The 22105-nt window shown below is 68.7% G+C and carries 19 protein-coding genes, 1 tRNA gene and 3 pseudogenes; 16 read left to right on the top strand and 7 right to left on the bottom strand.

All coding sequences use genetic code 11. The features are described from left to right. Positions 1 to 7: 7 nt before the first annotated feature. On the bottom strand, positions 8 to 1396 hold the full coding sequence (locus NBW77_RS05615; RefSeq protein ID WP_131747788.1) for a cytochrome ubiquinol oxidase subunit I: 1389 nt from the start codon (positions 1394 to 1396) through the stop codon (positions 8 to 10). A gap of 199 nt (positions 1397 to 1595) precedes the next feature. Continuing rightward, a complete protein-coding gene (locus NBW77_RS05610; RefSeq protein ID WP_131747815.1) occupies positions 1596 to 2267 on the bottom strand; it encodes a DedA family protein in 672 nt (223 codons plus the stop codon). Between the two features lie 428 nt (positions 2268 to 2695). Here NBW77_RS05610 and NBW77_RS05605 point away from each other — a divergent pair. Together NBW77_RS05605 and NBW77_RS05600 are read left to right on the top strand one after the other, a co-directional pair. Next, positions 2696 to 2769 (top strand) — tRNA-Ile (locus NBW77_RS05605). 206 nt (positions 2770 to 2975) lie between these two features. Further along, positions 2976 to 4169 carry an amino acid adenylation domain-containing protein gene (locus NBW77_RS05600; protein ID WP_131747787.1) on the top strand — a complete coding sequence of 398 codons (1194 nt, stop codon included), beginning with the start codon at positions 2976 to 2978 and terminating at the stop codon, positions 4167 to 4169. Between the two features lie 63 nt (positions 4170 to 4232). Here NBW77_RS05600 and NBW77_RS05595 read toward each other — a convergent pair whose 3' ends face one another. Beyond that, positions 4233 to 4508, bottom strand: coding sequence for a tyrosine-type recombinase/integrase (locus NBW77_RS05595; protein WP_242606010.1), 276 nt, complete (start codon positions 4506 to 4508; stop codon positions 4233 to 4235). Here NBW77_RS05595 and NBW77_RS05590 point away from each other — a divergent pair. Continuing rightward, positions 4507 to 4905, top strand: coding sequence for a group II intron maturase-specific domain-containing protein (locus tag NBW77_RS05590; protein WP_131747786.1), 399 nt, complete (start codon positions 4507 to 4509; stop codon positions 4903 to 4905). The two genes, NBW77_RS05595 and NBW77_RS05590, sit on opposite strands and share 2 nt — an antisense overlap. Before the next feature lie 176 nt (positions 4906 to 5081). Here the strand turns inward: NBW77_RS05590 and NBW77_RS05585 are convergent, their stop codons facing one another. Beyond that, positions 5082 to 5864, bottom strand: coding sequence for a TetR/AcrR family transcriptional regulator (locus NBW77_RS05585; RefSeq protein ID WP_131747785.1), 783 nt, complete (start codon positions 5862 to 5864; stop codon positions 5082 to 5084). A 78-nt stretch (positions 5865 to 5942) separates the two neighbouring features. Between NBW77_RS05585 and NBW77_RS05580 the strand changes: the two genes are divergently transcribed. From NBW77_RS05580 to NBW77_RS05570, 3 genes are all read left to right on the top strand, one after another. Further along, complete coding sequence (locus tag NBW77_RS05580) at positions 5943 to 6350, top strand: VOC family protein (RefSeq protein WP_131747784.1); 408 nt, start codon at positions 5943 to 5945, stop codon at positions 6348 to 6350. A gap of 302 nt (positions 6351 to 6652) precedes the next feature. Beyond that, positions 6653 to 6910, top strand: coding sequence for a type II toxin-antitoxin system Phd/YefM family antitoxin (locus NBW77_RS05575; protein WP_131747783.1), 258 nt, complete (start codon positions 6653 to 6655; stop codon positions 6908 to 6910). Beyond that, entirely contained in the window at positions 6895 to 7293 is a 399-nt protein-coding gene (locus tag NBW77_RS05570) for a type II toxin-antitoxin system VapC family toxin (protein ID WP_131747782.1), read from the top strand. The genes NBW77_RS05575 and NBW77_RS05570 overlap by 16 nt, the downstream gene beginning before the upstream one ends. Before the next feature lie 537 nt (positions 7294 to 7830). On the opposite strand, the gene NBW77_RS05565 is transcribed toward NBW77_RS05570, so the two are convergent. Further along, positions 7831 to 8139, bottom strand: a complete 309-nt coding sequence (locus tag NBW77_RS05565) for an LLM class oxidoreductase (RefSeq protein WP_131747781.1) — start codon at positions 8137 to 8139, stop codon at positions 7831 to 7833. 297 nt (positions 8140 to 8436) lie between these two features. On the opposite strand from NBW77_RS05565, the gene NBW77_RS05560 reads away from it, so the two are divergent. Beyond that, complete coding sequence (locus NBW77_RS05560; RefSeq protein ID WP_131747780.1) at positions 8437 to 8949, top strand: DUF5946 family protein; 513 nt, start codon at positions 8437 to 8439, stop codon at positions 8947 to 8949. 7 nt (positions 8950 to 8956) lie between these two features. Continuing rightward, positions 8957 to 9475, top strand: a complete 519-nt coding sequence (locus NBW77_RS05555) for a DUF5946 family protein (RefSeq protein WP_131747779.1) — start codon at positions 8957 to 8959, stop codon at positions 9473 to 9475. 230 nt (positions 9476 to 9705) lie between these two features. Here NBW77_RS05555 and NBW77_RS05550 read toward each other — a convergent pair whose 3' ends face one another. Then, the gene (locus NBW77_RS05550) at positions 9706 to 10074 is read right to left on the bottom strand and encodes a hypothetical protein (protein ID WP_207387140.1); all 369 of its coding nucleotides are present in this window, start codon (positions 10072 to 10074) and stop codon (positions 9706 to 9708) included. Positions 10075 to 10095: 21 nt separating this feature from the next. After that, entirely contained in the window at positions 10096 to 10692 is a 597-nt protein-coding gene (locus NBW77_RS05545) for an RNA polymerase sigma factor (protein ID WP_131747778.1), read from the bottom strand. Between the two features lie 222 nt (positions 10693 to 10914). Between NBW77_RS05545 and NBW77_RS22715 the strand changes: the two are divergent. From NBW77_RS22715 to NBW77_RS05510, 8 genes and pseudogenes are all read left to right on the top strand, one after another. Further along, positions 10915 to 12816 (top strand): annotated as a pseudogene (locus tag NBW77_RS22715) (type I polyketide synthase); the annotation flags it as partial. After that, positions 12802 to 15306, top strand: a pseudogene (locus NBW77_RS22710) (phosphopantetheine-binding protein); the annotation flags it as partial. The pseudogenes NBW77_RS22715 and NBW77_RS22710, both read left to right, overlap by 15 nt. A gap of 31 nt (positions 15307 to 15337) precedes the next feature. Further along, a pseudogene (locus tag NBW77_RS05535) lies at positions 15338 to 17794 on the top strand (non-ribosomal peptide synthetase); the annotation flags it as partial. A gap of 144 nt (positions 17795 to 17938) precedes the next feature. Next, on the top strand, positions 17939 to 18373 hold the full coding sequence (locus NBW77_RS05530; RefSeq protein ID WP_242606112.1) for an AMP-binding enzyme: 435 nt from the start codon (positions 17939 to 17941) through the stop codon (positions 18371 to 18373). Further along, positions 18286 to 19371, top strand: a complete 1086-nt coding sequence (locus NBW77_RS05525) for a thioesterase domain-containing protein (protein WP_250279373.1) — start codon at positions 18286 to 18288, stop codon at positions 19369 to 19371. The genes NBW77_RS05530 and NBW77_RS05525 overlap by 88 nt, the downstream gene beginning before the upstream one ends. Next, positions 19368 to 19916 carry an MFS transporter gene (locus NBW77_RS05520; protein ID WP_131749002.1) on the top strand — a complete coding sequence of 183 codons (549 nt, stop codon included), beginning with the start codon at positions 19368 to 19370 and terminating at the stop codon, positions 19914 to 19916. Before NBW77_RS05525 ends, NBW77_RS05520 begins: the two co-directional genes overlap by 4 nt. After that, a complete protein-coding gene (locus tag NBW77_RS05515; protein WP_165486312.1) occupies positions 19853 to 20905 on the top strand; it encodes an MFS transporter in 1053 nt (350 codons plus the stop codon). Before NBW77_RS05520 ends, NBW77_RS05515 begins: the two co-directional genes overlap by 64 nt. Positions 20906 to 20970: 65 nt before the next feature. Beyond that, the gene (locus NBW77_RS05510) at positions 20971 to 22047 is read left to right on the top strand and encodes a flavin-containing monooxygenase (RefSeq protein WP_165486317.1); all 1077 of its coding nucleotides are present in this window, start codon (positions 20971 to 20973) and stop codon (positions 22045 to 22047) included. Positions 22048 to 22105: the final 58 nt, after the last annotated feature.

Genomic DNA, 22105 nt, shown 5'->3' with positions numbered 1-22105 from the left:
CGCGGCCTCAGTAACCTGCCTGGGCGGCGGCCGGTTCGACCCCGGCAGCGGGGGCCATGGTCAGCTCCCGGCGTGCGAAGCGCAGCATCAGGGCCACGTCGACGAGCGCGAGAACAAGGTAGAGCAGAAGGAACACGCAGAGGCTAGCGACAACTGCCGTCGTGCTCACCGAAGGCGATCGGGCATTTCTGGTCAGTTGCAGGCCCTGGACGATCCACGGCTGACGTCCGCTCTCGGTCAGCAGCCAGCCCGCGGTGTTCATGAGGAAAGGCAGCACAGCCGACCAGACGGCCAGCCGGAGAAACCACCGGGAATGCTCCAGTCGTCCTTTGCGCAGCAACCAGGCCCCCCACAGCGACAGCAGGAGCACGACCGCGCCGAGGTAGGCCATCACCCGCATCGACCAGTACTGGACGAAGACGTTGGGAATGTAGTACCCGGGCCCGTACCGCTGCTGGTACTGGGCCTGCAAATCATTGAGTCCCTCGACCTTGCCGTCCCACGAGCCGGTGGCCAGCACCGACAGCAGGTGCGGAATCTGGATGACCTTCGACGGATTCTGGTCGTTGTTGCCGCCACCGACCTGGAACAGCGAGAATGCGCACGGCTGACAGGTGTTCCACTGCGCTTCGGCCGCGGCTATCTTCATCGGCTGGTATGCCGTCTCGACAATACCGAGATGGCTGCCGACCATGACGGCCAGCAGGGATGCGGGTACGAGAACGACGACCGCGAGCTTCGCCGACCGGTGGAACACCGCGAGGTTCGAACCATGCCGCAGATGCCAGGCCGATACGGCGAGCATCACGACGCCCGCGGTCACCAGCGAGGCGAGCAGCACATGAATGAAACCCCACACGAACACCGTGTTGGCCAGCACCGCCCAGATGTCGGTGAGCTGCGCCCGGCCGGTTACGCTGTTGATTGCGTAGCCCACCGGGCGTTGCATCCACGAGTTCGCCGCCATGATGAACGCCGCCGACGCGACACCGCCGACGGCGACCGCCCAGATCGTCGCCAGATGTACCCGCCTGGGCAGGCGGTCCCACCCGAACAGCCACAGACCGAGAAAGGTCGACTCCAGGAAGAACGCCGCGAGCCCCTCCATGGCGAGTGGCGCGCCGAAGACATCCCCGACGAACCTCGAGTAGACCGACCAGTTCATGCCGAACTGGAACTCCTGGACGAGACCCGTCACCACTCCGACAGCGATGTTGATGACAAGCAGAGTGCCGAAAAAATAGGTCAGCCGCAGATACTCCGGACGTCCGCCCCGGTACCAGGCGGTCTGGAGAAGTGCGGTGAGAAATGCCAGTCCGATAGTCAGCGGAACGAACAGGAAATGGTAGATCGACGTACTGGCGAACTGCAACCGTGCCAGATCGACCGTCGACACATCGACATCCAGGTTCTCCGGGAAACATCTTCACCACAGGGAACCGGACTCCGAAGCCCGTCGCCTCACCGGGCGGGGGTGAACCGCGGGGGTGAGTGCGAAAAGCCGGCAGGCAGCGGCGCTCGACGGCTGTCGGCGGTGGAACGTGTGCCTCACCCAGCGGTGCCTCAGGTCGGCTTTGCCTCAGGTCGGCTTTGCCTCAGGTCGGCTGGTCCGGGGTCGGGTCGGCGAGAGCGTTCGCCACTGCCTGGTGCGCGCGCCGTCGTGCCCGCGTGTGGATGATGAAGGCGAGCACGGCCAGCGCGACAAGGGCAAGAGCATAGGGGCTGTAACGGGATCCGGTCTCGTAGATCGAGTCGATTCGGTTGCCGGCAAGGTAGCCGAGCGCCGAGAAGACGCCGACCCACAGCGCGGCTCCAAGGGCGTTGAAGGCGATGAAACGCCGCCAGGGCATCATGACGATGCCGGCGATGATCCCATTGAGCTGACGCAGACCTTCGATGAACCGCGCGACAGTGACAATCTTGCCGCCATGCCGGTCGAACCAGTGCTCGGCCCTGGCCAACCGCTTGTCGGTGAGCAGCACATAGCGGCCGGCACGCAGAGCGAGCTGACGGCCACCAAAGCGCCCGATCGCGTAGCCGATGTTGTCTCCGATGACTGCGGCGACGAACGCTATGACGACGACCGCGGTGATGTTCAAATGGTGCGCCCCGGCGTAGATGGACGCGGCGATGAGGATGGTCTCGCCGGGGACCGGGATACCGAAGTCCTCGAGAAGGACGATGCCGCCCAGCGCGAAATAGCCGTAGTCGTTCAGAACCGGGGCGAGGCTGCCGAAAACTCCTGGCAGGGCAGGTCCGTCGCCCATGGACACGACTCCTTTTCCGCCATGGTGGTTCCTGGCCCTGCCACGGCTTACGGTTTCTGCGCCGCTGACCGGCGGGGACGGCTGGGACGGTGGGGCCGGGACGGTCCGGCCGCCCACCGGCGGATGATCCACCTGATGGTCCTCGCCCCAGACCCTGTCCAGTCGGACGGACGGATGGAGACCACTCTATTGGCTTGCGCGTCCCACCCGGCCGTGAGCAGGTTGAATTCTGAGCACCTGTGGCCGTGGGACGAGCGCGCGCAACTGCCATCGTCCGCCATCGCTCTCTGTCCTCGTCGGCCGGATGCCGCTCGCGGCTGGCGCTGTCGAGGGGTCATGTCCGTATGACCGCTGCGCGATAGCGGATATGCTCGCCTCCGTTGGCACCAGTTACCGATGCAGTGTGGTCCGGCTGGTGCGACGGTCACGGGGCGGTAGCTCAGTCGGTTAGAGCAGCGGACTCATAATCCGTCGGTCGTGGGTTCGAGTCCCACCCGCCCCACACCTGCTGACCTGCGTAAACAGGTTACAGAGATCGCGATAGAGATCCACGGTTGGCCCCGGTGGTGACGTGGTGGTGACGTTGCAACGGCAACCATATTCGGTCCCTCGGATGGCAGCTACGGATAGTGCTTTCCGGTCGTCGACCGTAGACGACCATCATGGTGGGCGACGGCTGATACCGATGGCGCAAGGAGGTATCGGACGATGAGCCGGTATGCGTTTGACTCTGGCCGGCGTGCGCTGGTCGTCTCCTGGGCGACCGGTGCCGGGGATGTAGCGGTGACCGTTGCCATGCTGCCCGTGGCAACGTCCGAGAGCGACGCCTTGCGGCTGGCTGAGCAGTTGACTTTCCTCGCTGCCGCGGCGTGGCGGACCTATACCCATCCGGCGAGCGCCACCCTGGATCTCACCGCTGGGAGTGAAGGTTGGCGGCGGCACGGCGACCGGGCGGCGTTCGTGAACGTGCTCACCGCGATCCGCCATCCTCACCTGCCGCGGGACGGCGCTGTGTTGCAGTCCTACGTGATCGTGGATGAGGCCGCGCATCGTGCTGGCCGGGCGTTGCATGCGATCGGCGATAGCGAGCTCACGGACCGGGTGGTGGTGGATGTCCGTGCTGAGCTGGACGCGATCGAGCAGGCGGAACGGGGAGAGCTGTCCGGTCGGGCGCGTCAGGCGATTGCGCTGACTCGGGCTGATGCGTCGCCTGTGCAGGTTGCCGCTGCCGACGTGGTCCTGGCCGGCGACCCGTTCGGGGACGCTCGGTTGTTCACCGAGGTCGATCCGGTGGCGGCTGCGGTCGCTGCGGCGCACTGGCTGTATGCGGCTGCCACGGTTACGGCGAGACGTGTGGGTCTTGACCCTGGTCAGGTGGTGGTTGAGGCGGACAACATCGAGGCGCTGGCTCATGAGAGCCCCACGGTTGTCCTTGAACGCATGGACGCGGGGGAGACGCCTCGTCAGGTTGTTCTCGGGTTGATCGCCGATGCGATGGTGGTCGCCGGGGGAGAGATCCCTGATCTTGACGGGTTGCTGGCCATGGTGGAGGAGGCGCATGTTCGGGCGGATTCGTTGGGTGAGCGGGCAGAGGAGGCGCGGGAGGCGTTGATGCCGCGGCGTCTTACGCCGTTGGACCCGGCCCGGCCTGCTATGGATCTTCTTGAGGATCTGCTTTCGGGGATCCATGGCTGTTGGCTGCTCTACCGGGAGTACGCCGACGACGCCGACGACGTCGATGACATGGACACAGACCCGGCGGATACTGCGGATACTGTCGACACCGGGCTGGACGACGTCGACGACAGCACCACCGGCGAGCTTCGGGATGAGCAGGTCGCCGTTGCCTTTCTCGCCGAGGTTCGGGCGGAAGCAGCCGTCCGACGTTTCGACCTGCTGTGATACCGGCCGCAGCCGGCATCGTGGGCGGACCGGACCGGACCGGCGCGGAGCGGTCTTACCTGGTTATTGTCTTCGCCGGTCGAGGTTGATGATCTGCCCGGTGGGGGTGTCGGCCGTGCCCGTGCTCTCGGGTGAGGACGGGACCGGGCGGTGGGCGCGGGGGACGATGGTTGCGACTGCTTTGGCGGCGTCCCGGTCCACTTCCTCGAAGATTGAGGTGTAGACGTCGCTGGTGAACTGGATGCTGGCATGGCCGAGGAGCTCGGATACCAGTTTGAGGTCGCGTGTGGCGCGGTAGGTGAGGCTGGCCGCGGTGTGTCGGAGGTCGTGGAGGCGGATGGGTGGCAGTGGCCCGAACTCGCAAGGCGTGGAACGCGGCGGCCAGGTGCGCTTTCACCTCGCTCCCGCGATCAGCGAGGACAAGCTGACGGCGAAGAAAGCCGAGGTCCGTTCCTGGCGGATGCATAGGCGTACCGGGCGGACACTGGACGACCTCGCGACAGCGATAAACCCGATCGTGCGAGGTTGGATGAACTACTGGGGCCGGCACAACCGGTCGGAGATGTATCCGCTTCTCAGAAGCATCAATACCTACCTGGTGCGATGGGCTCGTAAGAAATACAAGCGGCTGAGGGCGTTCAGGAACGTCCAGGCGTGGTGGCTGACGGTTATCAGAAGAGACCGGAAGTTGTTCGCGCACTGGGCCTGGATGCCATATTTCTGGCTGGCTGGATGAGAAGAGTGGAGTGATGGGTGACCATCACGCTCCGTTCTATGGGAGCCGGGGAGTGGGATCCTCCCCGGCCACCCGACTATTGTGGTGCATTAGGTCCACATTGCGCCGTTACGCGAACCATTCGATCTTTCGACTCTGTGGCACGGCTGGTTGGCCAGGGTGCGGCACGAGTGCGGTTAGCGGCCGGCGCTGGCCTGCTGTCCACCTATGAGGACGGCTAGCCCGTCGAGTACCCGGGCCAGGCCGAACTGGTACGCGTGGTCGGGGTGGTGGGCGCTGCCATGGGCGGCGCCGGCGGCAGTGCCGACTCGGGCCGCAGTGGGGTAGGCGGTCGAGTCGAACACGCGGGCCAGCAGGGGTGCGTTGGCGGCCCACCACTGTTCGTCGCTCATCGTGCTGTCGCGCTGTGACGCACGGGTGCTGATGGCCGTCCGGGCTGCGGCCTGGACGAAGGTGAGCAGGTAGGTGAGGGCGTCGTCGATGGCGACGTCGTCAAGGCCCAAGCCGTTGAACGCGGACAGTTCGTACTCGTATTTCGCCATGAGCCCGGGCCCGAGGGGTGGCCGGGCGGTGGATACGTCGGCGATCCACGGGTGCATGCCGAACAGTGCCCGGTTCTGTTCGGCGATGGCGGTGAGCCGGGACCGCCAGGACTGTCTGTCGACCGGGGGGCGCTCCATGCGGAGGTACACGGCGTCGAGCATGAGGTCGACCAGTTCAGCCTTGCCGGGGACGTAGGTGTAAAGCGCCATCGTTGAGACGTCGACGGCGCGGGCGACGCTGCGCATGGACAGCCCGTCCAGGCCAGCCGTGTCGGCCAGGGTGATCGCGGCGTCGACGACCCTGTCGACGGACAGTCCCTGCTTCGGTCCACGCGCCGACTGCCCGAACCCGGGCTCGCGCCACAGCAGCGCCAACGTGTGAGCTGGATTACCTGAACCGCTTCGGTAAGCGGGCATCGCTCGCCCTTCGCCTACGTTATACGACGTACAGAGTACCATGTACAGAGTTCTTTGCCGGCGAGCCGAGGGGTCCTGATGCAGGTCACATCCACCACCCTTTCATTGACGGTCGACGACGTCGCGGCCTCCCGCGACTTCCTCGTCGATCACTTCGGATACCGGGAGAGGGCCGTCGCCGACGGTTTCGCCTCCCTGGGCCGTGACGATGCCGCCGTCGACATCGTGCTGCTGCGGCGGGGGATCGATGTGCTACCCGAGGGTCTGCGCGACCAATCCGCGACCGGCGTGATCGTCGCCCTGGTCGTGGCCGACCTTGCCGCGCAGGAGGCGCGACTGCGTCGGGAAGGGGTGCCGATCACGATGCCGATGCAGGAGGAGGAGTGGGGCGAGCGGCTGTTCCAGGTCACCGACCCGAACGGCGTCGTCATCCAACTCGTCGAGTGGGTCGACGGCGGGCCCTCCTGGGCCGGCGACCGAAGCTGATCGGACAACGCACCGCACGCCATCGACGATTAGGGAGAGCGGGATCATCATCCACGACGGTGAGGTCCACGGCCGGGGCAACCAACGGAGCCACCCAGATTGGGACTCCGAGACGCACCAGCCGACAGCTCTCCATCGGAAGACAGACCGCGCAACGGTACCGATGGCCGCGGTGGCCGAGCCTCGGTGGGCTGGCCAACACGCCCGGCCAAAGATCTTCCGGATGGTCCGGCGCCGCAGACCCGCGTCGATCGACGCGAGCAGCGTGGTGGTGAATCTGATTTTCAGATACGCTGGTGGTCATGCGAACCATCACGGCTACGGAGGCATCTCGGAGGTTTTCGGACCTGCTGGACGCGATCGAGGCCGGCGAGACCATCACTATTACACGGGGCAACCATCCGATCGCGGAGATCAGACCGGCGCGTCGAAGGACTGGCGCTGACCTTCGAACTGCGCTCGTCGCCACCACACCGCCGGACGACACCTTCGAGCGTAGTATCGCGGAGGCGGTAGGTTACCTGGCTGCGGACAAGGGTGACCCATGGGCCGCAGTTTGATCCTCGACACCAACATTCTGATCGCCTACGAACGAGGAGCTGTCGACAGGTCCGCCCTGGACAACGACGAGCTCGCGGTTGCGGCGGTCTCGATCGCTGAATACCGCGTGGGGATAGAGCTGGCCGACACCGCCGCCAGGGCAGCCGATCGTTCACGATCATTGTCCGCCATGACGTCCGTGCTGGATGTACTCGACTACACAGAAAGCACGGCCGTCCATCACGCTCGTCTCATCGCGGCATCGCGCCGGATCGGACGGCAACGGGGCGCCCACGATCTGATTATCGCGGCCCACGCGGCCGAGACCGGGCGGATCATCTTGAGCCGCGACGCCAAGGCGCGCTTCGCCGATCTTCCAGGTGTCCTCGCGATGGAACCGTAGGCGTCCGTCCCGGTCACCGGATGATCTCGCTGTCTGCGAGTAGACCCGCTTGGCTTCCGGTCACGACAAGGTCAGGCCCTTTCGCCCAGGGAGTCGAACCACGGCGGCGACGTTCATCGTGCGCACGGCCCTACCAGGTTTGCGGAACATGCGTTCGAGACCGACTGCGGCGTGATCTATTCGGCGCTCACCGGGCATCGCCCCTGGCCGGCGGGCGTGCGGCGACCGGGTGGACGACGATTTCGGGACCTTCGACCAAGATCAAGGGGTTCTTCCAATGACACGTTAGGTCCACCTGGTAGTCCGATGGGTAGGGGGTTAGGTAGCTCCGAGACCCGGGCTGACCTGGCACTTCGCGACCGAGCGATAGGCCGGGCAAATCGGACCCTGGCCGTGTCATTGCGCGAACCATCCGAGCTTAGATGATCTTCGAGGGCACCCTGTGGGGCTAAATGCCGATCAGTTGGGACAGCCGTCCGGGCGTGGCACCCGGGGTCTGCGTTCGAGACGTGAGGGTGGTGGCCAGCCGGAGCGCGGTTACAGGTCGGCGAAGGTTCGGTTGAGGTTTCCGAGGACGGTGAGGGTCCGGGTGATCTGATCGGGCGGTCCGTAGGGAACGGGGAGGAACTCGGTGGCACCGGCGTCGGCAAATCGGCGGAGGTGTTTCTCTACCTGGTGTTCGTTGCCGACGACCACGACGACCACGACGACCGCCGGGCCGCGCCCGCCTTCGAGCTCGAACATGGCCTGGTAGCTCGGAACTTGGGTACTGGCCCCGAAGTGCTCGGCGATCCAGGCTCGTGCGCTGTCTGGATCGTCGGTGATGGCGATGGGGAGGTTGAGCACGACGCGCGGTGCGGATCGGCCGGCGGCGTCAGTTCGGTGCCGGTCGCAGTCTGCTCAGTCTGTCCGGGGTGATGCCCAGGGGCGAATGGTGGTGCGCTTCAGCCGCAGCATAGGCCTGTGCCCGAACAGCCGAAAGAGGTTGGCGAAGCCGCTGGGTAGCCGGGCCCGGTCGCAACCATGGCCCGCCCGGGCGCCCGTTGACGTGCCGCCGGCGTCCCCCGACCCTGCTGGACGCTCGATAAGATCCACGGAAAGGCCGTCGGCCTGCGACCGAATGAGAATTGGGCGGTTGGTGACATGCCGACGGCGTCCTGCGTCGGATGCGGTGCGAACGTGCCGGACGTAACCGGGCCGGTCCATGTCTACATGCGTTCGTCCCCGGGGTGTTGGCAGCTGTACGGCGAGGTGACCGCTCAGGACCTGGGCCAGGCGGAGCTGAGGCTGGCCATGGACTGTTACGCGGCGCAGCATCCGGGAGGGGCGGAGCATGAGCCACGGCAGCGTCAATCGGTGGCGGTGCATCTGACGTCGCTGTGTCTGCACCTTGAGGAGCGGCTGCCGGCGGCGCAGCTGATGACACGGCTGAACAGGATGAGCCGTACCGTCCTGCCGCTTCTGGGCACGAGCGGTTGGCCCTACCTGCCTCCGCCGGAGCGAATGGGTGAGGTGACCGTGGCCGATGTCCGTCCCGCGGTCCCTGAGCAACGCGTCGCCCGCATCGACGACTGGGCTGGGGCCGTGTGGCGGGCCTGGTCGGACCAGCACGAGACAGTGCGTGGCTGGGCGCGGCTGGCACTGAAAGGCAGGTGAGGGCGTAATGACGGACTCGTCGGCAGGGCCGGCGCGGGACTGCCCCGGCTGCGGGCTGGTGTGGCCGGAGCCACCGGTGCAGCTGCCCGACCAGGCCGGGGCGTCGGCCGGGTGCTGGTCGCTGTACACGGAGATGCTCGGCCGGTCCTACAACGACCCGGCCCGCCACTCCTTGCACCAGCTGCTCGTGGACAGTTACACCGCGCAGCACGTCGACTGGTCGCAGCCGTGTCGGGTGCAGGCCCTGTCCATCTGCCTGATGACGCTGTGCCTGTTCGTGGAGGACGGGGCCGACCCGAGGGAAGGACCGCAGCTGCACCGGCGCATGGTCGCCCGACCGGTGTTCCACCCCTTGGACCTCGACCCCGCACTGCTGCACGGCCGGATGACGATCGCCGACCTCGCCCCCGCCGACGATGCCGGCGAGTACGAGACCCTGCTCAGAGCTTGGGCGGCGCAGGTGTGGGACGCCTGGGCTGCTCACCACACCACGATCAGGGACTGGATTGAGAAGGCCCTCCCCTGAAGCAGCAGGCTGGTCGTGGCGGGCGACTTGACGGAGAGTTCGAAGGAACGGTCCTTGAAGATCGAAATATCTGCCGAGACCTGAAGTCTGCGGTGGATCGCCATGACCGCTTGATTCCGCCCCACTTGATTCCGCCCATGTTTCACTTTCCCATAATGCAACTGGCCCCGTCACGGCTGCCGACCTCGACCGACAGTCCCATGGACCAACCCGTAAACTTCAAGCCGAGGTTAGTAGGGGGCGTCTACCAAGGACGGCCACGTTGAGGAGAGTCGGGCCGCGTCGCTCCCATGCTCGTCGGCGTATGCGTCGTCGAACGACACCGGTGAGGCGTCCGCCGTCCCGGAAGTGGTCAACCGGCACTGCCCGTCGACGCAGGTCCGCTCGACGCGGCCGCGGGTGACGGTCTCGACAAGTCCCATCACCCAGCACATCGGGCACCCCCGTAGGGCCACCAGGCCGAGCGGCGCCAGCCCGAGAGCCACCGGCCCGACTGTCGGGACCAGCGCGAACGAGCTGGCGAGCAGGCCGAATCCAATGGCCCCGCGTAGCAGGTGCCGGGGTACCGAGCTGCTGGCGAACATCGAGTCTTTACTCATGGTTAACCTCCAGACGCGAGATCAATCCCGCAGTTGCAGACTTTCGCGCAGCGTGGCGCGTGCGCGGTGGAGCCGTGACTTCATGGCCGCAGGGCTCAGACCCAGGTATCTCGCCACCGCGTTGCCCGGGTACCCCTGAATATCCCGCATGATCAGGACCATCCGCTGGTCGGTCGGAAGGGCGACGATCGCCGCGGCCACGCGTTCGGCCTCCAACCGCCGCAACGCCTCCTCCTCGGCGGACGGGCCCTCCCAGTCCTCGCAGGGAGCGGCACGGGTGAACATCAGCCGTGCCCGCCGCATGCACTCGTTGCGGACGATCCGGTACATCCACGAGGCCAGTGCGCCGGAAGCCCGCAGCGTGCCGATCTTCCGATAAAGGATGATCAGTGCTTCCTGTGCGGCATCCTCGGCGTCCTGTGGAGTTGCGCACAACGAGCTCGCGAAGCGGCGAATGTGCGGATGGGAGCCGGAGATGACGGCCGAGAGCGATGCCACGTCGCCCTGCTGGGCGGCGTTGACCAGGTGCTCGCTCGGCCACCCGGTCTGCCGGCTCACCGGATGCCGGACCGGCACGGACGGCACCGCTCGCGGGTGCCGGCCACCGTCCAGTGGCATTGCTCAGCCACGTGACCTGCTCCGGCGCCGCAGCAGGACCACGCTGCACATGCAGACGAGCAATGCGGCGGCGATGATGATGATCGTGGTCATGCCTGTCTCTCCTCATCGAGTCTGCCGGCCTTCGCGACCGGTTCCCTGATAAGAGTCGGCACCGGTACCAAAGGATTCACCCTCATGGCCCGGGATCCGGGTGAGCCCGCGGGCCACCCCACGGCGAAGGTGTCCCTCCCATCGAACGCGGCGACGAAGGCTTCGACGACCGGCGGGCGGGCCCTCCTGCGGCGTCTGCCGGAGCGGGAGCGCCACGCCACCATCCGGCGGGTGGTGCTCGGCGCGATCAACGACGTGCTCGGCCGGGAGACGTCGGACGAGGTCGAGCCGCGCCGGTCGTTCCGGGAGATGGGCTTCGACTCGCTGCTCGCGGTGAAATTGCGCAACCGGATCGAGCAGGCGACCGGCCTGAGCCTGCCCGCCACACTGGCCTTCGACCATCCCGACCTTGAGTCGCTCGCAGACCACCTCACCGCCGAGGTTGGTGGGCGGCGCCCACGGGCGTCCGTGTCCGTGCCTGCGCTGGGTGCCGCTACCGCGCCCGATGTCCCGCCGAACGTCGATCCGGTGGTGCTGGTCGGGATGGGGTGTCGTTTCCCGGGGGGTGTCGTGTCGCCGGAGGGGTTGTGGGATCTCGTGATGGACGGGGGCGATGCGATTTCCCAATGGCCGGTGTCGCGGGGGTGGGACGTAACGGGTCTATTCGATCCGAGCGGGGAACGGGCGGGCGGGAGCTGTGTGGGTTCCGGCGGGTTTCTGCATGACGCCGGGGATTTCGACGCGGAGTTTTTTGGCATCTCGCCGCGCGAGGCGCTGGCGATGGATCCCCAGCAGCGGCTGCTGTTGGAGGTGTCGTGGGAGGCGTTGGAACGGGCGGGAATCGTTCCGGGTTCGCTGCGGGGGACGGATACGGGCGTCTTCATGGGGGTGATGGCGCAGGAGTACGGGGCTGGTCTGAGCGAGGGTGCGGGCGAGCTGGCGGGTCATCTGCTGACCGGGCTGGCACCCAGTGTGGCTACCGGGCGGATCGCCTATTCGCTGGGGTCGGAGGGTCCGGCGATCACGGTGGACACGGCGTGTTCGTCGTCGTTGGTGTCCCTGTATCTCGCGGTCGCGGCGCTTCGCCGGGGGGAGTGTTCCCTGGCGTTGGCGGGTGGCGTGACGGTGATGGCGCGACCGGGGATATTCGTCGCGTTTTCGCAGCAGGGCGGGTTGGCGCGGGACGGGCGGTGCAAGTCATTTGCCGCGGCGGCGGACGGAACGGGCTGGTCGGAGGGCGTCGGGGTACTGGTTCTGGAACGCCTTTCCGCTGCTCGTCGGGCGGGGCATCGGGTGTTGGCCGTGGTGTGCGGCGTCGCGGTGAATCAGGATGGGGCGTCGAACGGGTTGTCGGCACCGAACGGGTCGGCGCAGCAACGGGTCATTCGGGCCGCGTTGGCGGATGCGGGCTGGTCGGCCGCGGACGTCGACGTGGTTGAGGCGCACGGCACGGGAACGACCCTCGGTGACCCCATCGAAGCCCAGGCGTTGCTGGCCACTTACGGGCAGCGCGACCGTGGGGGAGAGCCCCTGTGGCTCGGATCGCTGAAATCCAACATCGGCCACTCCCAGGCAGCTGCCGGCGTCGCCGGTGTCATCAAGATGGTCATGGCGCTGCAGCGGAACGTGCTGCCGCGGACACTGCATGTCGATCAGCGGACCCCCCATGTGGACTGGGCCGGCGGATACGTGGAGCTGCTGACCGAGGGTCGGCCGTGGCCGGCCCGTCACGACCGCCCACGACGGGCCGGAATATCCGCCTTCGGCATCAGCGGCACCAACGCCCACGTCCTCCTCGAGCAGTCACCCGACCCCGACCCCGATCCCACCGACCCGGCTGGTACCCCCGCCGGGCAGGGAGGGCTCCGCGACCGCGAGACGCATGTCCTGGTGCTGACGGCCAGAAACCGCCCGGCGCTGGGCGCGCTGGCGGACCGTTTCCGGCAGTTGCCCGACGGGCCGGTGGCCGACCTGTGCCACAGTGCGAACACGCGGCGGAGCCGGTTCGCCCACCGGATGAGTGTCACCGGCCGCGACCTCGGCGAGCTACGCGAGGGGCTCGCCGAGGTCGCGGCGCAGGCCGACGAGCTGCCCGCGGGTGTCCGCACCGGCTACGTCCGGCCCGGGTCGACGCCGCGGGTGGCCTTCCTGTTCACCGGTCAAGGGGCGCAGTACCCGGACATGGGACGGGGGCTGTACGACACCGAGCCGGTGTTCCGACAGGGCATCGACGAGTGCGACGCCGCCGTCCGTGATGTCCTCGGCGTCGGGCTGCTGGACGCGATGAGCGACGACCGGGTGCACCGGACCGAGATGACCCAGCCCGCGATCTACGCGGTCGGCTATGCACTGGCCGGGATGTGGCGCTCCTGGGGCGTGCAGCCCTGGGCGGTGTTGGGCCACAGCGTCGGCGAACTCGTCGCGGCCGCGGTGGCGGGCATGATATCCCCGTACGACGGCGCGCGGCTGGCTGCCGCACGCGGTCGGCTGATGCAGCAACGGTGCCGGCCGGGGGCGATGGCGGCGGTCATGGCGTCGGCGTCCGTGGTCGAACCGCTTCTCGCAGCCTATGGCGAGGATGCTGCGCTCGCCGCGGTGAACGGGCCGGACAGCGTCGTCGTCTCCGGAGACCCGGCCGCGGTAGCGGCGATCCGCGCCGCGCTGGACCGGGACGGCGTGCGAACCCGGCTGCTCCCCGTCAGTCATGCTTTTCACTCGGCGACGATGGATCCGATGCTCGACGAGTTCGAGGAGCTGGCCGCGACGCTCACCTATCACGCGCCCCGGGTCACCTTCGTCTCGACGGTCACGGCCGCGCCCTGGGACGCGGGCGCACCGATGACGGCCCGGTACTGGCGTGACCACGCCCGCCGTCCGGTGCTCTTCGGCGCCGGGGTGCGCTGGCTCGCCGAGGCCGGCGCCACGGTGCTCCTCGAGGCCGGCCCCGCCCCGGTCCTGCTCGGTCTGGCCCGCGGCTCGGTGCCCGAGTCATGCGCGCTGGTCCCGTCGCTGCGTCCGCGTCACGATGCCGTACGGACTGTCATGGACGGCGCGGGAGCCCTGTTCGTGCAGGGAGCCGACGTCGACTGGGCGGCCGTCGACGCGGGCCGTGGCCGACGCGACGTGCCGCTGCCGACCTACCCGTTCCAGCGGCGGACGTACTGGCTGAACCCGACCTCGCCCGCCGCGTCGACCCGGCCCGATGTGCAGGGTGATGGGGGTGCGGGCCGGACGCGGGCGTCGGACCCGGAGCCGGTCGGCTCCGCTCTGCACCCCGTACGGATCTCGTCCCCGCTCGCATCGCGGCAGTTCGCGCTCCGGTTGTCCGCCGCCGCGGACCCCTGGCTGGCCGAGTACGTCGCGGACGGTGCCCCCGTCGTGCGGGCCGGCGCCTACCTGGAGGTGCTGCGCGCGGGCTGGGCGGCACTGCACGGCAACGGCTTGTGCCAGGTGGACGGCTACCGGACGACGACTGACCTCCGCCTGCGCCACGAGACCGACCTTCCCGGTGAACTCGTCATCGATCCGGACGGCCGGTGGTCCTTCCACGTCGAGCAGGCTGTGCCCGACGGGCCGCCGCGGTGGCGGCGCTGCGCGCAGGGCACCGTCCGGCCGGCGATGCAACCGGGGTCGGACGGTGTCGATGTGGCTGAGGTGCTGGGACGGCTGCGCGCGGAGGTCTCGCCGGACGAGTTTTATGACCGGATGTGGCGCCAGGGCCGCTATCTGGGCACCTCGATGCGTCTGATCAGCCGGATCTGGACGGGTCCTGGTGAGGTGCTCGCCCAGCTGCAGGCCCCGGCGCGGGTTCGCGTCGTACGGGATACACCCCGGCCTGGTCGAGGCCATGCTGCAGACCGCGCAGGTCTGCCAGGAGGGAACCGGCCGAAAGGTCCCCGCCGGCCTGGCGACGGTGGTCGAGCGTTTCGTGTTCCGGGCCTCCGACGCGGCGCGGGCGGCCTACTGTCATGCGGTCAGCGGCTCGGAGCACGGCCGGGGCGGGGACGCCGGCCCGGCCGTGCTCCTGCTCGACTCTGCTGGCCAGGTCATCGCCGAGGCGTTGGGTGTCAGTGTAGATACTGTAAGTGATGATCCGGTTACCTGTCGAGCGGATCGGCCGGATCCGGCGCGGTCCGCGTTCGGCGCGCCCGATGGACCTGCTGGGCGGTCCGCGCCTGCCCAGCAGGCGGCCGAGCCGGTCGGCGCCGCGGACCTCGGCGCCGCGGACCTCGGCGCCGAGGTGACCCGGTCGGTGGCGCGGGTGCTGGGAGCGGCACCCGCCGACCTCGACGTCGACCTGCCCTTGCGGGACCTCGGCCTGGACTCGCTACTGGCCGTCGAGCTCCGGCGCTCCCTGGCCCGCGAGTTCAGGGTGGAGATACCCCTTGCCTCGCTGCTCGACGCGAGCGGGCTGCCCGCCGTTGTCGAGGCGCTGGAGTCCGGGCGCGGTGGCCATGGTGCCGGGTCGGCCGACCGGGCCGCCTGGTCCGGGGACGATGTCGTCGCACCGCAACTGACCGCTGACGGCGACGCCCGGTACGAGCCCTTCCCGCTGACCGACCTGCAACAGGCGTACCTGATCGGCAGGCAGCCCGGCATCGAACTCGGCGGCATCTCGACCTGCTTCTTCGCCGAGGTCGACCTCGTCGGGGTTGATCTCGACCGGCTCGTCTCCTCGTTCCGGCGGCTGGTTGACCGGCACGACATGCTGCGTGCCGTTTTCACCGCGGACGGATACCAGCGGGTGCGACCGGACCCGCCCGACTACCAGATCCGACGGGTCGACCTGCGTGACTGCCCGCGAGAGCAGCTCCAGGAGCAACTGGACGTCATCCACCGCGAGGTCTGCGACCAGAGCTTCGACATCGAGAACGGGCCGCTGTTCGACGTCCAGGTGACCCTCATCGACGCGCGGACGGTGCGACTGCACGCAGGTTTCGACGCCATGATCGTCGATGGCTGGAGTGCGTCGCTGCTGTTCCGCGAGTGGGCGGACCTCTACCGCCGTCCGGATGTCGAACGGCCTCCGCTGGAGATCCGGTACCGCGACTACGTGCTCGCGGTCGCGGCCCGGTCGGAGAGCGTCGAGGTCGAGCGGGCCTGGGACTACTGGCGCCCACGCATCGCGAGCCTGCCGCCCGCGCCTGACCTCCCGCTGCGCCGCAACCCGGCCACGATCACCAGACCCGTCTTCGTCCACCGGTCGGCCCGGCTGGGCGGGGCGGAATGGGGCCGCTTTGTGTCCCACGCGCGAGCGCATGGTGTCACTCCGTCCGTCGCGCTATGCACCGCCTACGCGCAGATCCTCGCGGCCTGGAGCACGTCGAACCGATTCACACTCAACCTGCTCGCGTTCAACCGCAGTCCCCTGCACTCCCAGGTGAAGGAGCTGATCGGCAACTTCAGCAACACGACGCTGCTCGCCGTCGACAGCGACCCGGCCGCCTCCTTCGCGGCACGGGCGCGGGCCCTTCAGGCGCAACTACTCACCGATCTGGAACACGGTGAGGTCGGCGGCGTCCAGGTGCTGCGGGAGCGCAACCGACTGCGGGGCAGCGGTGTCCGCCCGGCGATGCCCGTCGTCTTCACCAGCACGGTGGGGCTGACCGGTTCGGACCCCGAGCATCGAGCCGCCGGGATCATGAGCTATCTGACCGAGCTCGGCGAGCAGGGCCGGCCGGTAGCCAGTTCGGTCCGTACCCCGCAGGTATGGCTGGACCACCAGGCGGTCATGGAAGGCGACGAGCTGACGGTCAACTGGGACGTCGTCGACGACCTCTTCCCGGCCGGGATGCCGGACGCGATGTTCGACGCCTACGTCGCGGTGCTCCACCGGCTGGCGGCCGGGGAGCGGGCCTGGGAACAGCCCGCCGGAAACCCGCTGTCCGCCCGGGACGTGCAGGTGCGCGACGAGGCGAACGCCACGTCCGCACCACTGCCCGCCGGTCTGCTGCACGACGGCTTCCTGGCTCGCGCCGTACAGACACCCGACGCCGTCGCTGTGATCGCCGCGGACCGCAGCCTCAGCTACGGCGAGGTCGACGCCCTGTTCAACCAGATCGACCGGCGACTGCGTGACCTGGGCGCCCGACCGGGGACGCTGGTCGCGATCGTGCTGGACAAGGGATGGCAGCAGGTGGTTTCCGCGGTCGGCGTCCTCAAGTCCGGGGCGGCGTACGTGCCGATCGACGCACAGGTGCCGACGCGGCGGCTGCACCAGCTGCTCGACGGCGCGGGCATCTCCCTCGTGCTGACCCGGCACGTGGTCGAGGAGTCGACCCGGTGGCCCGAGGGGACCCGGCGGATCATCGTCGACGGGGGTTCCCTCGCCAGCCTCGCCACCACGCCGCTGCCCGCTGCCGGGGCCGTGCCACACGACCTGGCTTACGTGATCTTCACGTCGGGGTCCACCGGTGAGCCCAAGGGAGTGATGATCGAGCATGCGGGGGCGCTGAACACCGTCGTCGACGTGAACGACCGGTTCGCGGTCACGGCGGCGGATCGGGTGCTCGCGCTGTCCGCGCTCAACTTCGATCTCTCCGTGTGGGACATCTTCGGGACCCTGGCGGCCGGTGGCGCGCTCGTCCTGCCGGCCCCGGACGCGTTGCGGGAGCCCGCCCGGTGGGCCGAGCTGGTCGCCGAGCACCGGGTGACCGTGTGGAACAGCGTGCCGGCGCTGATGGAGATGTTCACCGAGCACGCGATCGCGGCCAGGGCGCACCTGGAGTCGCTGCGGCTGGTGATGATGAGCGGCGACTGGATTCCGGTATCCCTGCCGGACCGAATCCGCCGGATCGCGCCGGATGCCGACCTGTGGAGTCTCGGGGGCGCCACCGAGGCGTCCATCTGGTCCAACGTCTACCCGATCGGTGCGGTCGACCTCGGGTGACCGAGCATCCCCTACGGGCGGCCGATGCGTAACCAGCGGTTCGCGGTCCTGAACGACCATGGGCTGCCCTGCCCTACCTGGGTGCCGGGCAACCTCTGCATCGCGGGAGCCGGCCTGGCCCGCGGGTACCTCAACGACGAGGCGAAGACGGGGGCCAGCTTTGTCACCCATCCCGCGAGCGGGGAACGCCTGTACCGGACAGGCGACCGCGGCCGGTACCTGCCTGACGGAAACCTGGAGTTCCTGGGCCGCCAGGACTTGCAGGTGAAGGTCAACGGCTACCGGATCGAGCTCGGTGAGGTCGAGGCCGCGCTCGCGCGGTGCCCGGGTGTGCGCGCTGCCGTCGCCGCCGTGGTGGGTGACCGCGAGACGTCCCGCCAGCTGGTCGGCTACGTGGTGGGCGGGGAAGCTGACGAGGTGCTCGCCGCGCTCCGTGAGCTGCTGCCGGACTACCTGGTTCCACGGCGCCTGATGGTGCTGGGCGAGCTGCCGTTGAGCCGGAACGGCAAGGTTGACCGGGACGCCCTGCCGCGGACGGACGCACCGGCCGGCGGTGAGGCGGCGTGCCCGGCCTGGCCCGCCGACGAGGTCGAGTCGGCGCTCGCCGACATCTGGCGCGAGTTCTTCGGGCTCGAGGCGGTGAGCGTGACGGCGAGCTTTTTGACCTCGGCGGTGACTCGCTGCTCGGGATCAGGCTGATGGCGCGGATCAAGCAACTGTTCGGTCGCTCGCTTCCGATCGCGACGCTGTTCGAGCGCCCGACCATCCGGACGCTGGCCGCGGCGCTGCGCGACGGGGTGACCGGGACGGCTGGCGTCGGTCCCGACGGCCGGGCCGTCCCGGATGCCGCGGACCGGGACCACCGGCGGGCGCTCGTCCCGATCCGGCCGGACGGGGACCGTCCGCCGCTGCTGTTCGTCCACCCGGTCAGCGGCGACGTCCTGTGCTATGCCGAGCTCGCGGCGCTGGCGGGGGAACGGCAGCCGTTCTTCGGCCTGCAGGTCCCCGACACCACGGAACCTCTCGTGTCGGTGGGAGACCTGGCCCGGCACTACGCCGGGACGGTGCTCGAGGCGTTCCCGACCGGCTCGTTCCGGCTCGGCGGCTGGTCGATGGGCGGCGTGGTGGCGCTGGAGGTGGCCCGCCAGCTCCGGGCCACCGGCCGTGAGGTGGACCTCGTCGTGATGGTCGATGTCAGCGAGCCTCCGGGCGCCGGCGCCGGCCGCCAGGTCAGCGACGCCACCCTGCTGTCCTGGTTCGCCGGCGACCTCGCCGGCCTGTCCGGCCGGACCTGGCACCTGCCCGCCGAGGAGCTGGACCGGGCCGGGCCGGTCGGCGCGCTGCCGTTGCTGCGCGACCGGGCCCGGTCGCTCGGCCTGCTGCCCGACGATGTGGACCTGCCGACCGTCGCCGCGGTCGTGAGCCGGTTCTGCGTGAACTTCCGCGCGCTGCTGGGCCACCAGCCGGCCGGCTACGACGGACGGGTGCGGGTCGTGCGCGCCACGGCCGGAGCGACGGCGGCGACCGCACGCGCCTGGCTGACGCTGCTGCCGGGTGACGCCGGCGTCGTCGAGATTCCCGGCAACCACTACTCGGTCGTACGTGCGCCGCACGTGCATGAGCTGGCGCGCGTGCTCCGGCACGCCCTGGACGAGGCCGAGGGGCCTGCCCGCGACGACGGAAGGAACGCGGAGTGACGACAAGCGAACCGAACCCCAGACGATGGATCATTCTCGCCGCGATGGCGTTGTGTATGTTCATCGCCACGGTAGATAACACCGTCATGACGGTGGGTCTGGCGACCACCCAGGAGAAGCTCGACGCGTCCAACGCGCAGTTGCAGTGGGCGATGGACGCCTACACGCTCGCGTTCGCGTCGCTGCTGTTCACAGCCGGCCTGCTCGGTGACCGGTTCGGCCGCCGGCGGGTCCTGATCGGCGGGCTGTGCCTGTTCCTCGTCGCGTCGCTGGTGGGGGCCTGGTCCAGTGGGCCGCTGCAGCTGATCGGCTGGCGTGCCCTGATGGGCGTCGGCGCGGCCGTCATCCCGGGCTGCACGATGGCGGTCATCGCCGGCGCGTTTCCCGCGAGCGAGCGCACCCGCGCGATCGGCCTGTGGTCGACCGCCGCGGGCGCCTCGGCATCGCCGTCGGCCCGGTCCTCGGCGGGTGGCTGCTTGGCGTGTTCTGGTGGGGATCGCTACTGCTGGTCAACGTACCGTTCGTGGTCGTCGCCATGGCGCTGATCATCGCGCTCGTGCCGGAGAACGCCCTTGCGCCCCGCCGTGTCGACCGCATAGGCGTGGTGTTGTCCGCGGCAGGGGTCGGCGCGTTGGTCTACGGCATCATCGCCGGCGGCGAGCATACCTCGTGGCTACGGCCGGTAGTCGTCGTCCCGATCGTGGGCGGGCTCGGCGCGCTCGGCTGCCTCGTCCTGGTCGAACGCCGATCGGCGAGCCCGGTGTTCGACCTCGAGCTCTTCCGCCAGCGGCTGTTCACGATCGGCTCGGTGATCCTCGCCATCTCGTTCTTCGTCGGGACCGGCGGTACCTTCCTGCTGTCCCTGTACCTCCAGCAGCTCCGGACCTTCAGCCCGGTCGAGACCGGCCTGCTGATGTTGCCGCTCGCGGTGGGCTCACTGATCGCCGGTGTGCGCGCCGCCCAGTTCGTGTCCTTGTGCGGGCGGTCCCGGGCACTCGCATTGTGCGGGCTCGGCATCGCCGCCAGCTGCCTGTACTTCGTGCTGATCGACAAGTCGTCCTCCCTGGTCCTCTTCGAGGTCGCGCTCGGTGTCCTCGGGCTCGCATTCGGTGGAGCGTTCGCGATCGGCATGGCCTCGGCGATGTCGGTCGTCCCGATGGCCCGGGCCGGCGCCGGTTCGGCGGTGGCGAACACCATCCGGCACATGGGCACCGCGCTCGGCGTCGCCGTGCTGGGATCGGTGCTCGGCGCGGCCTACCAGCACGCGATGAGCGGGAAGGTGCAGGGGCTTTCGGACGGCGCGGTGACCTCGCTGGGGAGCACGTTGCGGGCGGCGGCGTCGTTGCCTGAGCAGGCTCGCGTCCGTCTGGTCGGCGACGCGGAGTCATCCTTCGTCACCGGCCTGCATGCAGCCATGTGGGTGAGCGTCGGACTCGGCCTGGCGGCGACTGCTCTCGCCTTTGTGGGCGTGCGATCCCGGGTACCCGCCGCGTCCGTGGAGCCGATCCCCAGCGTCCCCGTCAGCGGGTCATGAGCATGGAACGAAATGATCGTGTCGAGCCTACCGAATCATGGGAGGCGGCCGGGCCGGTTACGAGAATGTCCGTGGTGGTGATCGGCGGCGGCCAGGCCGGCCTGGCCGCCGCGTACTACCTGTGTCGGCAGCCGGGCCTGGATTTCGCGGTCCTCGACGGCGGACCGCGGATCGGTCACGTCTGGCATCGCCGTTGGGACTCGCTGCGGACCTTCACCTCGGCCAGATATTGTTCCTTGCCCGGTCTCGCATTTCCGGGTCCGCCAGACCGTTATCCAGGAAAGAACGAGATCGCCGAGTACCTGGCCCGGTACGCCACGCACTTTGACATTCCGATCCGGCTGGACAGCCGGGTTACCGCTGTGAGGAGGGTCCACGACGGGTTCGAGGTCCAGGTCACGACGGGCACCGTCATCGCCCGCAGTCTGATCATCGCGACGGGGGCGTTCGGCGCGCCGTTCATACCCGCCTTCGGGTCCCAGTTGCCGGTGGGCGTGCGGCAGCTGCATTCGAGTGAGTACCGCAACCCCGACCAGATCGGGGCCGGTCCGGTGCTGGTAGTCGGCGCGGGCAACAGCGGGATTCAGATCGCGAGGGAGCTAGCCGGCGGCCGCGAGGTGATGCTGAGTCACGGACGGCCGAGGCCGGAGCTTCCGCAACAGGTGCTGGGCCGCGACATCTTTTGGTGGATGAGCATTTTCGGCGTGATGACGGCGCCCGTCGAACTTCCCCTCGTCGACGCGCTGACCGGCTCGGACCCGGTGGTCGGCAACCGGTTACAGCAGATGGCGCAGGATTGTGCGGTCCACCTGGTGGGCCGAGCCCGCGGAGTGTCAGGCGGACAGGTCATCACGGACGACGGTGAATGCCTGGCCCCCGCGACTGTCATCTGGGCGACCGGGTACCGTCATGACTGGAGTTGGCTGGCGCCCGAGTTTCTCGACGGTTCCGGCATGCCTCGTCATGCCGCCGGGGTCGGGGCGGTGATGGGAAGCTACTACCTGGGCCTCTACCGCCTGAAGACCCGGGGTTCGGCGCTGTTGGGTTTCGTCCGGCGGGACGCCGAGCGCATAGTCGCGCATCTCGTTGACCATCTGGATACAGACATGACGCTGGTTCCGGACCAGGAAACAGTCGACTGACCTGCCCGCGAGACCGGCTGACGGGTTCAGACCGGTCGGCCGGTCGCGGCGCGGGACG

The organism is Frankia sp. Cppng1_Ct_nod (assembly GCF_920656135.1).
Lineage (GTDB): Bacteria > Actinomycetota > Actinomycetes > Frankiales > Frankiaceae > Protofrankia > Protofrankia meridionalis.
Note: the sequence above shows the minus strand (reverse complement) of the source record. Positions and strands in the feature narration are given on the sequence as shown.